The sequence below is a fragment of the Actinomadura chokoriensis genome, from assembly GCF_039529475.1.
Taxonomy (GTDB): domain Bacteria; phylum Actinomycetota; class Actinomycetes; order Streptosporangiales; family Streptosporangiaceae; genus Spirillospora; species Spirillospora bangladeshensis.
On sequence record NZ_BAAAMW010000031.1, the window covers coordinates 43,447 to 59,717 of the forward strand.

A 16,271-nucleotide genomic window follows, 5' to 3' on the forward strand; every position below is an offset into this window, starting at 1 on the left:
GACGTCACGGATGCAGCCCGGCCAGCCGGGGCAGGAGGTCCGCCGCCGCCGCGATGTCGGTGTCGAGCGGGCGGTCCTCGACGCGCGGGTCGAGGACGGTCCCGGCCAGGTCGACCGCCGCGCGCAGCGGCCCGCCGGACGGCGCGCGCCCCTGCATCCGCAGCGCCCGGACGGCCGCGACCAGCTCGCAGCCGAGCCCGAGCCGGTAGGCGGCGACGGCGTCGGTCGTCGCGCGCGCCGACTGGGTGGAGAAGCCCGCGTGCTCCTCGACGCCCCGCGACAGGACCGCGCTGCCGAGCGCCGCCGGGGTCGCCAGGCGCCGGACGTCGGCGAGGCACGAATGCGCCACGTACTCCAGGATCATGATCCCGGACGACGCCTCCGTGGCGCCCTGGAAGGGGTAGAGGCCGGTGAACGACGGCTCGGCGAGCGTCCCGAGCCGGGCGGCGGCGAGCGCCATCGTCTGGAACAGCGCGGCGCGCGCCGAGTCCAGGGCGAGGCCGACGTACGCGGTGTGGAAGTTGCCGTTGTGCCAGACCGTCCGGCCGGGGGCGTCGACCAGCGGGTTCTCGGCGGCGGCGTTGATCTCGCGGGTGACGACCTCCTCGGCGTACCCGGCGGCCTCCAGCGCCGGCCCGTGCACCTGCGGGAACGCCCGGTACCCGTACGGGTCCTGGATGCGCATCGGCACGGGCTGGTCGAAGGCGAGCAGCGCCCGCATCGCCGCCGCCGCGTCCTGCTGGCCGGGGTGCGGGCACGCGTCCTGCACCGGCTGCGCGTACGGCTCGCCCGACCCCCGGACGGCGAAGTGCGACAGCGCCGCGACGACCGTGGACGCGCGCAGCATCTCGCGCAGGTCGGCGACCGCGAGCGCCGCCTCGCCGAGCGTCGCGGCGTTGGAGCTGATGAACGCGAGCGCGTCGGCGGACTGCAGCCGGTAGCCGGGCCCGCGCGGCGGCGCCTCCTCCTGCTCGGCCAGCCACGGCCGCTCGCCGAGCAGGCACAGCGCGGTCGACGCGAGCGCCGTCAGGTCGCCGGTGCCGATCGCCCCGTACACCGGCACCGGAGGAAGGAGACCCAGGTTGAGGACGTCCGCGAGGGCCTGCAGCGCGCCCGGCTCCACCCCCGACCCGCCCGCCGCGATCTGGTTCAGCCGGACCGTCAGCATCGCCCGGACGATCTCCGGCGCGACCAGCGGCCCGGCGCCGGCCGCGTGGCTGCGCAGCAGGCGCAGGCCGTGCGCGTCGGCGTCCTCCCACTCCACGTCCACGACGCGGTTGGCGCCGACGCCGGTGGTCCGCCCGTACACCGGCTGCGACGCGGCGATCTCGCGGGCGGCCCGCCAGGCGGCGCGGGCGAATTCAGTGCCGTCCGGAGATATGGCAACTGTCACATCCTCGCGGGCGGCGCGGACGACGTGGGCGCAGGTGAGCGCGGTTCCGTCGATAACGATTCGGCTGTTCTCCACGCGGCGGCGCTACTTTCCCCGGTTTACCGGTAGTTATCCTCGACATCTCACGTTCCGGACAAGCTGGGACACCGAGGTGACCGTACCCATTGGTTACGGTTGGGTAGTAGGCCGAAATCGATCATCGGCGTCACGGGCGCCCAACGAGGACGTGAATCGTTGATCACCTTTGAGGGCGTCACCAAGCGCTACCCCGGCGGCACCGTCGCCCTGGACGATGTCAGCCTCGAATGCCCCACGGGCCGCATCACCGTGTTCGTGGGCACGTCCGGCGGCGGCAAGACCACGGCGCTGCGGACCATCAACCGGATGGTCGACCCGACCTCCGGCCGGGTCCTCATCGACGGGCGGGACGTCCGCGAGCGCAAGCCCGCCGAGCTGCGGCGCGGCATCGGCTACGTCATCCAGCACGCGGGGCTGTTCCCGCACCGCACCGTCCAGGACAACATCGCCACCGTCCCCTACCTGGTCGGGTGGAGCAAGAAGAAGGCGCGGGAGCGGGCGCTGGAGCTGATGGAGCGGGTCGGGCTGGAGCCGTCGATGGCCAGGCGCTACCCGTTCCAGCTGTCCGGCGGCCAGCAGCAGCGCGTCGGCGTCGCGCGGGCGCTCGCCGCCGACCCGCCGATCATGCTGATGGACGAGCCGTTCAGCGCCGTCGACCCCGTCGTCCGCGGCGAGCTGCAGGACGAGTTCCTCCGCCTCCAGGACGAGCTGCACAAGACGATCGTGTTCGTCACCCACGACGTCGACGAGGCCATCAAGCTCGGCGACCGGATCGCGGTGTTCCAGACCGGGGGCAAGCTCGTCCAGATCGACAGCCCCGAAGACCTGCTGGCCCGCCCGGCGAACGACTTCGTCGCCGGCTTCATCGGGCACGACCGCGGCATCCGGCGGCTGTCGTTCGTCCCGTCCTCGGCGGTGCCGCTGAACGAGCGCGGCGTCCTGCCGTCCGACACGCCCGTGTCGGAGGCGCCGTCCGACGGCTGGGTCCTGGTCGTGGACGGCGACCGCCGCCCGCTCGGCTGGGCCTCGGCGGACGTCCTGCCCTCGTCCGGCGTGCTGGGCGACGCGCGGCTCGCGCCGATCGGGCACACCTTCGACACCGGGTCCGACTCCGTCCGGGCCGCGCTCGACGCTGCGATCCTGTCGCCGTCGGGCCGCGCCGTGAGCGTCGACGCCGCCGGGCGGCTCGTGGGCGTCGCCGACCAGCACGACCTGAGCGCCGCCATCGCCCGCTCCGGCCCCGGCCTCGAACCCGGCGCCGCCGACGCGCCGTCCCTCGCGAAGGAGGGCGGCTGATGGACATCGACTGGGGCTGGATCGGCGAGCACACCGACTCGCTCGGCGAGCACGCCGTCCTGCACCTGCGGCTCGCGCTGCTGCCGGTGCTGTTCGGGCTGCTCATCTCGCTGCCGCTCGGCGTGGCGTGCCGCCGCTGGGGCTGGCTGTACCCGCCGGCGCTGACGGTCGCGAACATCATGTACGCGATCCCGTCGCTCGCGCTGTTCATGCTGTTCATCGACTACACGGGCCTCAACCCGTCCACGGTGATGATCCCGCTGACCCTCTACAGCCTGTCGGTGCTCGTCCCGAACGTGGTGGACGGGCTGGCGTCGGTGTCCGACCCGGTCCGGCAGGCGGCCACCGCGATGGGCTTCGGGCCGCTGCGCCGGCTGCTGCAGGTCGAGCTGCCGATCGCGGTGCCGATCGTCATCGCCGGGACGCGCGTCGCCGCCGTCTCGTCCATCAGCCTCGTCGCCGTCGGCCAGCTGATCGGGCAGGGCGGGCTCGGCGCCGACATCATCCGCGGCTACCAGCTGCAGTTCCAGACGCAGATCGTCGCGGCGACGGCCCTGATCATCCTGCTGGCCCTCGCCACGGACGCGATCCTCGTCCTGGTCCAGCGCGTGCTCACCCCGTGGGCCCGAGCCCGGGGAGCGTCCGCGTGAACGGCCTGTGGAACCAGATCGACCTGTTCTGGAGCTGGCTGACCGCCTCGTCCCAGTGGCACGGCGCGGACGGCATCCCGCACCGGCTGGTCCAGCACCTCTACTACAGCGGCGTGTCGCTGCTGGCCGCCGCCGTGATCGGGCTGGCGCTCGGCCTGCTCATCGGGCACACCGGCCGGGGCGGCTTCCTCGCGATCACCCTCGCGAACTTCGCCCGCGCCATCCCCACCTTCGGGCTCATCCTGTTCATCGTCGTGATCGAGTACAGCATCACGCCGGTGCTGATCGCGCTGGTGGCGCTGGCCGTCCCGCCGATCCTGGTGAACACCTACGAGGGCGTCCGCGGCGTCGACGCCGACGCGAAGGACGCGGCGCGCGGCATGGGCATGACCGGCTGGGGCGTGCTGTGGCACGCGGAGCTGCCGATGGCGCTGCCGCTGATCCTGCTCGGGCTCCGCACGTCCGCGATCCAGGTCGTCGCCACCGCGACCATCGCCGCCTACCCGGGCTTCGGCGGCCTCGGCCGCTACATCATCGACGGGCTCGCCCGCAACGACTACCAGCTCGTCATCGGCGGGACCGTGCTCGTCGTGCTGCTCGCCCTGATCGTCCAGTTCGTCTTCGCGGCGCTGCGCCGCGTCGTGATCTCGCCGGGCCTGCTCGGCTCCGCCCGTTCCTCCTGACCGAAGGACAACGACCATGAAGAAACTCATCCGTGGCGCGGCGATCGGCCTCGTGGCCGCCCTGGCGCTGTCGGCCTGCGGCGGCGGGGACTCCGGCGACGACAAGAACCCGCTCGCCGGCGGCGGCAAGAGCGGCACGATCACCGTCGGCGGCGCCAACTTCCCCGAGAGCAACCTGCTCGCCGAGATCTACGCCCAGGCCCTTGAGGCCAAGGACATCAAGGTCACCCGCAAGTTCGACATCGGCGCCCGCGAGATCTACTACGACCAGGTCGTCAAGGGCGGCATCAGCGTGATGCCCGAGTACAACGGCGCCCTGCTGACCACGTCCGTCGACAAGGCCAGCACGGCCGCGACCACCGAGGAGATCAACGCCGCCCTCAAGGCGAAGCTGCCGCCGTCCGTCGAGATCCTGGACTCGGCCGCGGCCGAGGACAAGGACTCCGTCACCGTCAACCCGCAGACGGCCGCGAAGTACAACCTGAAGTCCATCGCCGACCTGAAGCCGGTCGCCAAGGACCTCACTATCGCCGGCCCCTCGGAGTTCAAGACCCGCCAGCAGGGCCTCGTCGGCCTGCAGAAGGTCTACGGCCTGGAGTTCAAGAAGTTCCAGCCGTTCGACGCCGGCGCGCAGGCCACCCTGGTGAAGCTCCTCACCGAGAACAAGATCCAGGCCGCCGACCTGTTCACCACCGACCCGACCATCCAGCAGAACAAGCTGGTCGTCCTGGAAGACCCGAAGAACGTCTTCAGCGCCCAGAACGTCACGCCGCTGGTCAACAAGGAGGCGGTGAACGACCAGGCGAAGGCGGCGCTGAACGCCGTCTCCGTCAAGCTCACCACCCAGGACCTCCTGGACATGATGAAGCGCATCGCCATCGACAAGGACGACCAGGAGAAGGTCGCCGAAGACTGGCTGAAGAAGTCCGGCCTCGCCTGACCCGCCACCCCGAAAAGGCCCGCGCGGCCCGTCCCGTAATGGGAGGGGCCGCGCGGGCCTTTCACACGCCACGCCCGCAGGCTTCTCCGGGGAAACCCGGAACCGGGGAAACCCGGAATATTCTTTGGCGCCCCTCCTATTCGGGTTGCGGCGGAGTAGTGTTCCCGCCACTGGCCGCAGCGGCGGCGGGACCGGGGACGAACGTGGACGGCGGGGCGAATGACCACGAATGATCAAAGCGATCGGGGCGACCGGCAAAAGCGGCCGTTGTGGAAAGACGTGGCGGTCATCGCCGCGTTGATCACCGCCATCGGGGGCGTCACGGCCGCCGTCGTACAGGTCGTGGTCCCGATTCTGCAGGACGGCTCAGGGGGACAGGCGTCCGCTGGGGGCTCGGCATCGGCCGACCCGCCTGCGCGTTCGCCTGCGAGTTCGCCGCCCGGCTCGCCGCTGGACTCGCCGCCGGTGACGGTGGCGTCGGGCGCGGGCGAGACGCGGTATCTGTCCGAGATGGAACCGACGTCTCGGAACACCTCTCCCACTGAGGACTCGGTGACGCTGAACGGGCAGACTTACACGAACTCGCTCACCCTGAGGGTGGGCGGCTGCAAGCAGAAGGCGACCGTCACCTACGCGCTGAATCGAGAATGGCGCAGCTTCCACACGGTGGTGGGGGTGACGAGCGACTCGCAGCCGGATACGGAGATCTACTACAAGTTCTTTGTGGACAACCGGCAGATCGGCCCGGAGCGGAAGACGTCCAAGTTCAAGTCGGAACCGGTCGACTTCGACGTCTCGAACATGCAGGAACTCGAGATGCGCATGTCATTCGTGAAAGGTGACATGGGCCTTTGCAGCCACGCCGGGCGCGCGGCATGGGGCGAGGCGACCGTGACCCGCTGACGCTCCGCGAGGTCAGCGGGCGGCAATCTTCAGGTGGGCGATCACGGGGTCGTGGTCGGACGGGTAGACGTCCTTGGTGCGGTAGGGGTCGATCTCCGTCCAGGTCGTGCGGATGTTGCCGCGCGTCAGGATCCAGTCGATGCGCTTGCCGTCGGGTTGCGGCGGTTCCCAGTGGTTCTCGGTGCGGTACTGGGGGCCGCGGCGGGCGGCCGTCGTCCACGTGTCGCGGAAGCCGTCGGCGCCGGTGAGGATCGCGTAGACCGGCGAGGCGCCGGCGGCGGCGTTGAAGTCGCCGGTGAGCACCACGGGCACGCCCGCGTCGAACGCGCGGACGCGGTCGAGGATCAGCCGGGCGCTCTTCACCCGCGAGTCCGCCGACATGTTGTCCAGGTGCGTGTTGGCCTGGTAGAGGACGGCCCCGGTGCGGCGGTCGCGGAGCTTCGCCCAGGTCACCATCCGGACGTACCGGTTCCCCCAGGTGGCCGAGCCGATGACGGACGGGGTGTCGGACAGCCAGAAGTGGTCGAAGTCGAGCACCTCGAAGCGGTCCCGGCGGTAGAAGACCGCCAGGAACTGATCGCGGGTGCCGCCCTGGCTGCCGAGACCGACCCAGCCGTAGTCCGTCAGCACCCGCGCCAGGTCCTTCACCTGGTACCAGCGGGCCTCCTGGACGCCGAGCAGGTCGGGCCGGTGGCGGCGCAGGAGGTGCTCGACGAGCGGTAGGCGGGTCTTCCAGTCCCTCGGGGGCGGGTCGTTCACGCCGCGCAGGTTGTAGGTCATCACGCGGACCGTCCCGTCGTCGTCCGCCCTCGGCGCGGCGAGGAGGAAACCGGAGACGAGCACCGCCGCAGCGGCGGCGGCCAGCGGCCAGAACCAGCGCCGGCGTCGGACGCGTCCGAGCATCGTTCCCCTCCCGCCGCATAGAGGATAACCGTGACGAAATACGTAGACCGGCTTCCTGCGGCTGGGCCGGCCGCTCCGGCCCGGCCCGGCTCAGCGAACGAACGGGAGCAACTCGTGCCTTGCGCCCGGTGCCGGCTGTGCGGCGATGCGGACGCCGTCTTCCTGGTGCCAGCGGAAACTCAGGACAACGGTGGCGGCCAGCCCGAGAATCCATGCGATCGGGGTCACGATCGACAGGAACCCCGGATCGCCATCATGGCCGGACTCGAACCGGTATATCTCGAACGACCCCGCCGCGACGACCAGCAGTGCCACCGCGACCATGCACAACAGGCGGCGCCGCGCCCGCCTTGTGCGCTGGACTACCGGGTGTTCCCGGTCGAAATCCGGCGACCCGACCCCGACAATGGGCCGATCCGCATGGGCCCCGGACGATCGGATGGGCGGTGCGGCCGCTCGATACGGGCACCGGCCCGCAGGCGTCATCCGAGGATGCGGAAGACGCCGATGTCGTCGGCGTCGCGTCCCTCGGACGTGGTCTGGTTCAGGGACGCTTCGACGCCCACCCAGCCGTGGAATCCGCCGTCGTCGTCCACGACCTGGATCATGGGCTTCACGTGCGAGTTCCCGGTGTAGCAGGTCTCCCCGCGCCCGTCGGCGAGGGTGGTCCGCCAGTGCCAGAGGGTGTCGCGCCGGTGGGCGGGCGCGGTGTTCGCCGGAGCGATGTAGTACACGGTGTGCGCCGGGTCGCGTTCGCGGTGCGTCCGCGCGCCCAGGCACCGGCCGTCCGCGCAGACTTTCCAGCGGGTGACCCAGAAGGGCGAGCCGTCACCGTGGTCGATGTACGGCGAGCCCGAACGGGTCTTCCACAGGTAGTAGCGGTGGACGAACGCGGCATGGTCTGCGGCGGCGATGGTGGCCGCCGGGACGCGCGCGGTCCACGGCGCGTTGCTGCCGTTGCCGAAGCCGTGCGTGGCACCGAGGTCGGTGGCGGCGAGTTCGACGCCGGCGAGTTCGCCGCCCGCGAGGGAGGTGAGCGTCCAGTCTTCCCAGTGGCCGTCGTCCCACGCGATGTGGAGTTCACCGTCGCGGACGCTGTACCTGCCCGTCAGTGCCCGTGCCGCACCGGCCGACTGCCAGCCGGACGCGGTGAGCACCGTGCAGTCCCGTCCCGTGCAGCCCCAGGCGCGGTTCCCGGTGGACGCCCGCCGGACGCGGACCGGCTGCCGCCAGGTCCAGTGGACCTCCAGCACGTCCCCGTCCGCGGTGAAGGTGTACTCGCCGAGGCGGACCCAGTTGTCCCTCGACTCCGGGTCGAGCCCGCCGAGGGCCATGGCGAAGTTCGACTTGCCCAGCGGCGTCCCCTCCTCCCGCGCGCCGGCGTGGGGCGCGGGCCGGGCGACGAGCAGGACCGCGGCGGCGAGGACGGCCGCCGCCGCGCTGGTGACGCGCATGCTTCCCTCGGGATCGGAACCGGTTCGCTGACCTGCGCGCCGGTGCCGTCCGGCGGCGCCCGACCACCCTCACCGGGACGCCGCCCGCCGGGCGGACGACACCCCGTCCTTGATCATCGGGCTGCGAAGCGCTGATCGGCCCGGGGCGTCCGCTTCATCTCGGCTTGACCCGGTCGCGGGTCAGGAGGCCGGTGGGGGCCGGCCGATGTCGCCGTCGATCATGCGCTGGGCGAACTCCCTGGCCTCGTCCAGGTATTCGGCGTGGTGCGCGGTGCGCTCGGTGCGGAAGTCGTGGTCAGCGCTGACGGTGCCTGATCGGGGTCGTCGGTGTCGTCGAGTTCTTCCACGTCCAGGTGGGTGAGGAAGGCGGCCAGTTCGGGACGCGTCGTGCTCGCCGACGCGAGGTGCGTCCAGATGTGCTCGGGGAACCCGCACGAATAGCGGGCGCCGTGGTACTCGTCGACGATGCCGAGGAACACCGCGTCGAGGCCGGGGAACGACGCCGGATCGATGACCTCGTCCGGAAGCGGTGCGCCGTACCGGCGCTTGCGCGGGTTCCAGCAGTCCTGTTCGAGGTCGAGTTCCAGGAGCCGCCGGGCCGTACCGGACGCGGCCAGGTCGATCAGGCCGTCGTCCCCGATGACGTGGTCGTGCAGGTTCAGCCGCCAGAGCTGCGGCAGCACCGCCCACGAGGCCAGCGTCCGCGCACCGTGCGACCCGACGCCGTTGTAGTCCAGTGAGACGCCGCGCAGGCGGGGCGCGGAGGGCACCGCCGCCATGGCTGCGATGTCGTCGTCATCGAGGCCGCACTCATCGGCGTTCAACGTCCGCAGCGTTCGCCAGACAGGCGCGTCCTTCAGCGGCGCGGGCCAGCCGCCCACCGGATTGTGCGACACATCGAGGGTGCCGAGCTTCCGCAGCCGCTCGGACGTCATCAGCGCGACGAGACCGTCCACGCCGAGCCCGGTCGCGCACATGCCCAGGTGGGTGAGATGGATGGCGTTGTCCGACGAGGCCCACGCCTCGGCGCCGGCATCCCCGACCGGCTGGACGGCGGGCCGCCCGTAGTACGGGGAGCCTCCCGCGCGGCCGCTCAGGCCGAGGTGCGCGAGCGAGGGCATGCGGACGTCGTCCGCCAGCCGCCGTGCCCCTGCCGCGCCGAGGCGGTTCCTGCTCAGATCGAGGTGACGCAGGCGCGGAAAGGCGCCGGCGGCGGCGAACGCCTCGGCGGTCCTGTCCGTGGCGACGAGATCCGCGAGGGTCAGTTTCTCGATGCGGCCGGGATCGACGCCTTTGAGGACTCCCGCGATGGTCGCGTCGCCGACCGGCAGCAGTTCGAGGACGAGTTCGGTCAGCCGGCCCAGCACGCCGCAGGCGACGAGGGCGTCCACGCCGCGTGCGCCGAGCCCCTCCCGGCCGAGCCCCATGCTCGTGCCCCGTACCGTGAGGGCGCGCAGGCTCGCGAGATCGGCGCGCGCGAAGAACTCCTCGCACGCCTCGTCGTCCTGCGCGATGACGTTGCCGAAGTACGGCTTCCAGAGCGGCTGGCGGCCGTCCTTGCCGCAGCGGAACCCGATCGCGAGGCGGTCGAGCCGGGCCAGCTCCGGGCAGCCGGCGAGGTCGCGCGCCTCCTCGGTGGTGCAGACGAGCACCTCGGCGGAGCGCAGGCCGGGTACGAGCCCCGAACGCATCAGATGGACCAGGTCGGGAGCCCGCAGGCCCGCGTGCCGCAGCCGCCACGGCGCTCCGGCGTCCGGGCGGAACGGCGGCTTCCCGAAATGCCACATGTCTTCCCGGACGGTCAGCAGGCTCAGCGATTCGAGCCGCGCGACGGCGGGGGCGGCGGCGAGCCTCGCGACCAGGTCCGCGTCGCCGTCGGTGAGGTGGCCGACCTTGACCGACCGCAGCCCGTCCCAGTGCTCGATGGTCTCGACCAGCGCGGTGAGCTGGTCGGTGGCGAACAGGCCGAGGTCGAGGTGGGTCACGCCGCGCACTTCGGGGCGGCGGCGCGGGTCGGGCAGGGCGGCATCGCGCAGGCCGCAGCGCGCCGAGCCCGGCGCGAGCGACCGGACGAGCGGCCACCCCGGCCTGGAGTGGCCGGCGTCCAGCGCGGCGAGCCAGGACCACGGCGCCTCGCGAACCTCGTCGGGCCACGACGCGAGCCGCTCGTCGCAGGACGAGACGAGCTTCTCCGAGGCGCCCGCGCGGCCGACGGCGGCGCAGAGCGCCCGGAACGCGAGCCTGCCCGGCGGGCCGTCCAGGATCCGCTCGACCTCGGCGCCGTCATCGATCATGGCCGCACCGTACTGCCCGCCTCCGACATCCGCGGGCGCGAGCCCTGCGGATTTCCCCAGGACGGGGAGTGCGGTGACGCGGCGGAATCCGATGGTCTGCCGCATGGGACGCGGAACGGCGCGGAAATAGCGTCGTCCGGGTGAAGATCAAGAAACCGGTGACGGTGCGGGTGGCGCGGTGGAGCGCGCGGCGGCCCTGGACGGCGATCGGCCTGTGGGTCCTGTTCGTCGGGCTGTGCCTGGTGCTGGGCGGTGCGGCCGGCACCGACAAGATCAGCGACGCGGAGTCGGGCGTCGGGGAGTCGGGACGGGCCGGACGCATCGCGGCGTCCGGGCACTTCCCCGAGAAGCCCGAGGAGAGCGTCCTCATCACGCGGACCGAGGGCGGGAGGCTCGACGCCCGGACGGCCCGCACGGCGGCCGCGGACGTCGTCCGGCGGATGAAGGCGCTGCCGGAGGTCGAGGCGGTGGGACGTCCCGTCCGGTCGCCGGACCGCACGGCGGTGCTCGTGCCGGTCACGATGAAGGGCGACACCGAGACCGCCGACCGGCGCGTGGACCCGCTGCTGGAGCAGAGCGCGGCGGTGCAGTCGGCGCACCCGGGCCTGCGCGTGGAGCAGGTCGGGACGGGATCGATGGCCAAGGGGCTCGGCGAGACGCTCGGCGACGACTTCAAGCGGGCCGAGTTCATCAGCCTTCCGCTCACACTGCTGATCATGCTGGTGGTGTTCGGTGCGGTGATCGCCGCGGGCGTGCCGGTGGCGCTGGCGCTGTCGTCGGTGGCCGCCGCGATGGGCCTGTCCGCGCTCGTCTCGCACGTGCTGCCCGCGACGAGCGCGATCAGCAACGTGATCCTGCTGATGGGGATGGCGGTCGGCGTCGACTACTCGCTCTTCTACCTCAAACGCGAGCGGGAGGAGCGGCGCCGGGGCCGGCCGGACGCGATCGAGATCGCGGCGGAGACGTCCGGGCACACGGTCGTCGTGTCGGGCGTGACGGTGATCGTCGCGTTGGCCGGGCTCTACCTGGCCGGGGAGGCGACGTTCTCCTCCCTCGCCACCGGGGCGATCATCGTGGTGGCGGCCGCCGTGCTCGCGTCCCTCACCGTGCTGCCCGCGCTGCTGGCCAAGCTCGGACGCTGGACGGACCGCCCGAGAGTCCCGGTGCTGTGGCGGCTCAGCATGAGGCCGGGCGAGTCGCGGCTGTGGCCCGCCCTGCTGCGCCCGGCCCTCGACCACCCGGCGGCGACCCTCGCCGTCTCGGCGGGGCTGCTCGTCCTGCTCGCCGTCCCGGCCCTCGACATGCGCCTCAAGCAGCCGGGCTCGGACGACCTGTCGCGCGACATCGCCGTCGTCCAGTCGATGGACCGGCTGACCCGCGCGTTCCCGAGCGAGGGGACCGTCCACCAGGTCGCGGTACGCGCGCCGGCCGACCAGGCGAGTGACGTGGAGGACGCCCTCGCCGCCCTGGCCCGCCGCACGTCCGCCGACCCCCTCTTCGCGCACGACCGGCGTCCGGCCGTCAAGACGTCGGCCGACCGCCGGGTCCACGTGATCGACATCGCCACACCGCACACGCCCAAGAGCGACGGCGCGCGCCGCTCGCTGGAGACGCTGCGTGCCTGGGTGCCGCAGGCGGTCGGTGCCGTCCCCGGCGCGGAGTACGGCGTCACGGGGAAGGTCGCCGAAGGCGTCGACTTCACCGCCCACCTGGAACGGCGGCTGCCCCTCGTGGTGGGTTTCGTCCTCCTGCTGACGCTGGCGACGATGGGCCTCATCTTCCGCTCGCCCGCGATCGCCGTCTCCACCACGCTGCTCAACCTGCTGTCGGCGGGCGCCGCGTTCGGCGTGCTGGTGGCGGTCTTCCAGCACACCTGGGCCGAGGACCTCCTGGACTTCACGTCCTCGGGCGCGGTCGTGTCGTGGCTGCCGCTGTTCCTGTTCGTGATGCTGTTCGGGCTGTCGATGGACTACCACGTGTTCGTCGTCAGCCGCATCCGCGAGGCCGCCGAGCACGGCCTGCCCACCAGGGACGCCGTCCGCGAGGGCATCACCCGCTCGGCGGGCGTCGTCACCAGCGCCGCGATCGTGATGGTCGGCGTGTTCTCCGTCTTCGGGACGCTCAGCATGGTCGAGTTCAAGCAGCTCGGCGTCGGCCTGGCCGCCGCCATCCTGATCGACGCGCTGGTCATCCGCGTGTTCGTCCTGCCGTCCCTGATGGCGCTGCTCGGCGCGTGGAACTGGTGGCCCCGCCGGTTCGGCCGGACGGACGCGGGCGCCTTCACGCAGCGCGGGCGAGCCCCCGCTCCGCGTTGACGGGCGCGGTGGCGGCGGGCAGCGGCCCGTCCAGCAGGTCGGCGAGCCGGGCCAGCCCGTCGAGTCCGGGGAGCACGGTGCCGTCCGGGCAGACGACGGCCGGGACCACCGGCGTGAGGGCCCGCCACTCCGCCCGCCACCGCTCGACGCGCCGCTGGCCGGTCACGGTCAGCGGCCCGCCGAGGACGCTGACGGTGGCGCCGAAACGCCGCTCGGTTCCGGCGGCGGCCCGTCCGGCGTCGATCGGCATGGGCAGGTCGGGGCCGTACCGGTGGCCGTCCGGCAGGGTCCGCGGGTACATCAGCTCCGCGACGATGCGGCGGATCTCGTAAGGGCTGCCGACATGCCGCCCCTCCACCCAGATCGCACGGAAGAGCGCCCGCCGCACCTCGTGAGCGAGGCCGTCGGTCAGCGCCTCGGCATAGGCCGCCACGGCGGCGCCGGTGTTGCTGACGACGGGCGGCGGCGCGTCCGGCACCGCCTCGCCGGGCCGCGCGAGGCCGGCGATCTGCCGCAGCTCACGGGCCCACTCGTCCGCCGCGGCACCGCTGGGCGATCCGGTCAGCGGCAGCCGCGGATCGTGCTCGACCGCCCGCCACTCGACGCCGGACCCGCCCCGCCGGACGAGCTCGTCCACGCGCAGGCTCGCAAGGTAGGAGTAGGGGCAGTTGTAGTCCCCGTAGACGACGTAGGCCATCGCGTCCCTCCTCGAACGATGACGGCGGCCCGGAGGCTCGGTTTTTTCAGTGTCCACTAGTAAAAACTGAAAAACCAGCCCCTCCCGCGTGACCCGGGTCTCGTCCCCACCGCGAAGAAGGAGACGAACGGCCATGTCGCTGCTGGAGATCAGCAGGGCATCCGGCCCGAAGCGCGTCCACTGGCAGTGGTCCTGGGGTTTCTAGGTGCTGGAGCGAAGATCCCGCACGAACGCGCCCCACTCACGCCGCGTGAGGACAAGGACCGGGCCGGTGTCCTTCTGCTTGCTATCACGCACGCCGATGTCACCAATGGGAAAGCGGCAGACTTCGACACAGTCACCGTTCGGGGCGCTGTGGCTGGACTTGCGCCAGGACTGGAAGTTCGTGCTCATGGTTCGACCATGTCACGTAGTGGCTGGAAGCCGAGCCTGCCCAGCAGGCTCGGCTTGCCTCACCTCTTCCAGCCGCGCGACCGTACGGCCTGTAGGAAGGTGGCCCACTCTCGCGGAGTGAAATCGAGGATGGGGCCGGTTCCGCGCTGCTTGGTGTCACGTACCCCAATGTTGCCTACTGAGGACCGACCTATCTCCACGCACTCACCATCGGGAGCGCTGTGGCTGGATTTGCGCCAGTGTACGTAGTGGGTGCCCATGCCTACGATCCTGCCAGGTTTGCCAGTTCGCATGCTGTCTCTTCAAGAAGAGTAAGGCTCCTGACGGCTGAGAGAGAGGCAGCTCGAAGGCGCTCGTACATCTCGACGTAGCGCGTGACGTCGGCCGGATCGATGTGGACGACATCGGCCTTCGCCGTGTCCGCCAGCGCGATCACCGGATCCTCTGCGTCGGGGAACGTGTAGATCGTGAAAGAGGACCTGGCGGAGAATCCTCCCTGGATGCGGGCATTGACTGGCAGAACATAGATCTTGAGTCGCGGCTCTCTTGTGACCGCTGAGACCAACTCGTGGAGCTGGCTTGACATGATCTTCGGAGGGACGGCCAGGCGTCGTATGACGAACTCGTCCATGACGATCTCGTAGGTTGGGCCACCCTGACGGAGAGCGGTTGATTGACGTATGAGGCGGGCTTCCAACATCCGTTCCGGGACGTAGTTCAAAGGGCCATCAGCTTCGTCCAGGCTGACGAGTGCCCTTATGAACTCCGGGGTTTGCAGGAGACCGGGGACTACGAACTGGTTGTAGCCGCGGATGGTGGCCGCGCCGGATTCGAGGTCGGCGTAGATGCGCTGGCGGGGGCCCATGGCGTCGCCGTAGGAGTCCCACCAGCCTCGGTCGGCGGCGTCGCAGGCGATCTTGAAGATCTCGTCGAACTTCTCGCCGGTGACGCCGAGGATGCGCAGCATCTGCACGATGTCGCGGACGTCGGGACGGGTGCGGGCGTTCTCGAGTTTGGACACGGTCATGCGGGAGCGGTAGATGCGGCCCGCCAGTTCGTCGGCGGTCATGCCGCTCTGCTCGCGGAGCGTCCGGAGTTCGGTGGCGAGTCGGCGCCGGCGGACGAACGGGAGTGCGGCGTGCCGGGGTGGCGGACGGGTCGCCGACCTCGTCCTTTTCCCCACCGGATTCGCGCGGTTACTGAAGATGGAACGGCTCATGACAGACCGTTCCGAGAGGTGATCAATGCTGCTCGCCGTTGGCGTCCCACCGGCGCACGAGGCCCCGATGTACTGGCGTCGCGAGTTTCGCGGAAAGCCGGAAGAAGTCCGATTCGTCCGGGCATTCGCGGCGCATCTGCTGGCCGACTTCCCGGCTTTGGACGACGTCCTCCTCGTCCTGGACGAGCTGGCCGTCAACGCCGTCCAGCACACCCGTTCCGGCGAGGACGGCGGCCGCTTCACCGTCGACATCAACATGGACGTCGCCGGCGTCATCGTCTACGTGACCGACCAGGGCGGGCCGGGGGAGCCGTGCCTGCGCGACCTGGCCGAACTCGCCGAGGGCGGCCGCGGCCTGCTCACGGTGAGCGCCCTCGCCGCCACCTGGTCATGGGCGGGCACCCCCGGCTCCCGCACCATCCGTGCCACGTTCCCCCGTGCGGACCGGCACGGCTGAGCCGACTGTCCGGTCCGCTGCGGGGGAAGAGATGCGCGGTGGGCCTAGCGGGTCGTGCAGACCCAGGTGATCCAGCGGCCGCCGCCGGCGTTGGAGATCGCGTTCCGCTGGGCCGCGGCCTTCGTGGGCCCGTGGCCGCCCCAGTACTTGTTGGTCGCGGAGTTGTACGCGACCGCGCCGCACCCGTTCACGAAGGTCGTGAGGACCTTGCAGCCGGAGGTCGGGCACTCGTTCAGCGCCCGCCGCTTGGCGGCCGCCGCGGTGTCGTAGTCCCATGCCTTGCCGATGGCGCCGTTGCTGCCGACGGCGATGGCGCCGTAGTTCCTCGGCGGCGGCGAGTACGTCGGCTCCGGAGTGGTCGGCTCCGGGAGCGTCGGCTCCGAGGTGGGCAGGCTCGGCGGGCTGTAGGTGGTGGTCGGCAGGTCCGCGCCGGTGGGCGTCGCGGCCAGCGGCCTGATCGGCGGGTCATCGTCGTCGCCGCCGGCCGCCACCAGGAAGACGCCGGCGCCGATCACCACGAGGACGGCCACCACGGCGAGGATGGCGATGATCGGGCCGTTGCCGCCCGAACGCCGCGGCGGGCCGGGCGGCCCCCA

General features: G+C 71.5%; 17 protein-coding genes. 7 read left to right on the forward strand and 10 right to left on the reverse strand.

The window, feature by feature from the left end:
• Positions 1-4: 4 nt before the first annotated feature.
• The gene (locus tag ABFX46_RS38620; RefSeq protein WP_346048959.1) at positions 5-1,468 is read right to left on the reverse strand and encodes an aromatic amino acid ammonia-lyase; all 1,464 of its coding nucleotides are present in this window, start codon (positions 1,466-1,468) and stop codon (positions 5-7) included.
• A 159-nt stretch (positions 1,469-1,627) separates the two neighbouring features.
• Here ABFX46_RS38620 and ABFX46_RS38625 point away from each other — a divergent pair, with 159 nt between their 5' ends.
• From ABFX46_RS38625 to ABFX46_RS38645, 5 genes are all read left to right on the forward strand, one after another.
• A complete protein-coding gene (locus tag ABFX46_RS38625) occupies positions 1,628-2,767 on the forward strand; it encodes an ABC transporter ATP-binding protein (RefSeq protein WP_346048960.1) in 1,140 nt (379 codons plus the stop codon).
• The gene (locus ABFX46_RS38630) at positions 2,767-3,417 is read left to right on the forward strand and encodes an ABC transporter permease (RefSeq protein WP_346048961.1); all 651 of its coding nucleotides are present in this window, start codon (positions 2,767-2,769) and stop codon (positions 3,415-3,417) included. The genes ABFX46_RS38625 and ABFX46_RS38630 overlap by 1 nt, the downstream gene beginning before the upstream one ends.
• The gene (locus tag ABFX46_RS38635; protein WP_131938551.1) at positions 3,414-4,100 is read left to right on the forward strand and encodes an ABC transporter permease; all 687 of its coding nucleotides are present in this window, start codon (positions 3,414-3,416) and stop codon (positions 4,098-4,100) included. The genes ABFX46_RS38630 and ABFX46_RS38635 overlap by 4 nt, the downstream gene beginning before the upstream one ends.
• Before the next feature lie 16 nt (positions 4,101-4,116).
• Entirely contained in the window at positions 4,117-5,040 is a 924-nt protein-coding gene (locus tag ABFX46_RS38640; protein ID WP_346048962.1) for an ABC transporter substrate-binding protein, read from the forward strand.
• Between the two features lie 219 nt (positions 5,041-5,259).
• Positions 5,260-5,943 carry an NPCBM/NEW2 domain-containing protein gene (locus tag ABFX46_RS38645; protein ID WP_346048963.1) on the forward strand — a complete coding sequence of 228 codons (684 nt, stop codon included), beginning with the start codon at positions 5,260-5,262 and terminating at the stop codon, positions 5,941-5,943.
• Between the two features lie 12 nt (positions 5,944-5,955).
• On the opposite strand, the gene ABFX46_RS38650 is transcribed toward ABFX46_RS38645, so the two are convergent.
• The 4 genes from ABFX46_RS38650 to ABFX46_RS38665 all read right to left on the reverse strand — a co-directional run bounded on the left by ABFX46_RS38650 (position 5,956) and on the right by ABFX46_RS38665 (position 10,594).
• Entirely contained in the window at positions 5,956-6,846 is an 891-nt protein-coding gene (locus ABFX46_RS38650) for an endonuclease/exonuclease/phosphatase family protein (protein ID WP_346048964.1), read from the reverse strand.
• 90 nt (positions 6,847-6,936) lie between these two features.
• The gene (locus ABFX46_RS38655; RefSeq protein ID WP_346048965.1) at positions 6,937-7,161 is read right to left on the reverse strand and encodes a hypothetical protein; all 225 of its coding nucleotides are present in this window, start codon (positions 7,159-7,161) and stop codon (positions 6,937-6,939) included.
• Between the two features lie 167 nt (positions 7,162-7,328).
• Positions 7,329-8,300 carry a hypothetical protein gene (locus ABFX46_RS38660; protein WP_346048966.1) on the reverse strand — a complete coding sequence of 324 codons (972 nt, stop codon included), beginning with the start codon at positions 8,298-8,300 and terminating at the stop codon, positions 7,329-7,331.
• Between the two features lie 218 nt (positions 8,301-8,518).
• Positions 8,519-10,594, reverse strand: a complete 2,076-nt coding sequence (locus ABFX46_RS38665) for a leucine-rich repeat domain-containing protein (RefSeq protein ID WP_346048967.1) — start codon at positions 10,592-10,594, stop codon at positions 8,519-8,521.
• Positions 10,595-10,734: 140 nt separating this feature from the next.
• On the opposite strand from ABFX46_RS38665, the gene ABFX46_RS38670 reads away from it, so the two are divergent.
• Positions 10,735-12,909, forward strand: coding sequence for an MMPL family transporter (locus ABFX46_RS38670; RefSeq protein ID WP_346048968.1), 2,175 nt, complete (start codon positions 10,735-10,737; stop codon positions 12,907-12,909).
• Here ABFX46_RS38670 and ABFX46_RS38675 read toward each other — a convergent pair.
• From ABFX46_RS38675 to ABFX46_RS38690, 4 genes are all read right to left on the reverse strand, one after another.
• Positions 12,875-13,606 (reverse strand): DsbA family oxidoreductase, encoded by a 732-nt coding sequence (locus ABFX46_RS38675; protein ID WP_346048969.1) that lies wholly within the window; start codon positions 13,604-13,606, stop codon positions 12,875-12,877. The genes ABFX46_RS38670 and ABFX46_RS38675 overlap by 35 nt on opposite strands.
• A 201-nt stretch (positions 13,607-13,807) precedes the next feature.
• The gene (locus tag ABFX46_RS38680) at positions 13,808-13,999 is read right to left on the reverse strand and encodes a DUF397 domain-containing protein (protein WP_346048970.1); all 192 of its coding nucleotides are present in this window, start codon (positions 13,997-13,999) and stop codon (positions 13,808-13,810) included.
• Between the two features lie 59 nt (positions 14,000-14,058).
• Complete coding sequence (locus ABFX46_RS38685; protein WP_346048971.1) at positions 14,059-14,292, reverse strand: DUF397 domain-containing protein; 234 nt, start codon at positions 14,290-14,292, stop codon at positions 14,059-14,061.
• Complete coding sequence (locus ABFX46_RS38690) at positions 14,262-15,182, reverse strand: helix-turn-helix domain-containing protein (RefSeq protein ID WP_346048997.1); 921 nt, start codon at positions 15,180-15,182, stop codon at positions 14,262-14,264. Before ABFX46_RS38690 ends, ABFX46_RS38685 begins: the two co-directional genes overlap by 31 nt.
• 61 nt (positions 15,183-15,243) lie before the next feature.
• On the opposite strand from ABFX46_RS38690, the gene ABFX46_RS38695 reads away from it, so the two are divergent.
• A complete protein-coding gene (locus tag ABFX46_RS38695) occupies positions 15,244-15,675 on the forward strand; it encodes an ATP-binding protein (protein WP_346048972.1) in 432 nt (143 codons plus the stop codon).
• A gap of 44 nt (positions 15,676-15,719) precedes the next feature.
• Here the strand turns inward: ABFX46_RS38695 and ABFX46_RS38700 are convergent, their stop codons facing one another.
• Positions 15,720-16,205, reverse strand: a complete 486-nt coding sequence (locus ABFX46_RS38700) for a DUF4189 domain-containing protein (RefSeq protein ID WP_346048973.1) — start codon at positions 16,203-16,205, stop codon at positions 15,720-15,722.
• Positions 16,206-16,271: the final 66 nt, after the last annotated feature.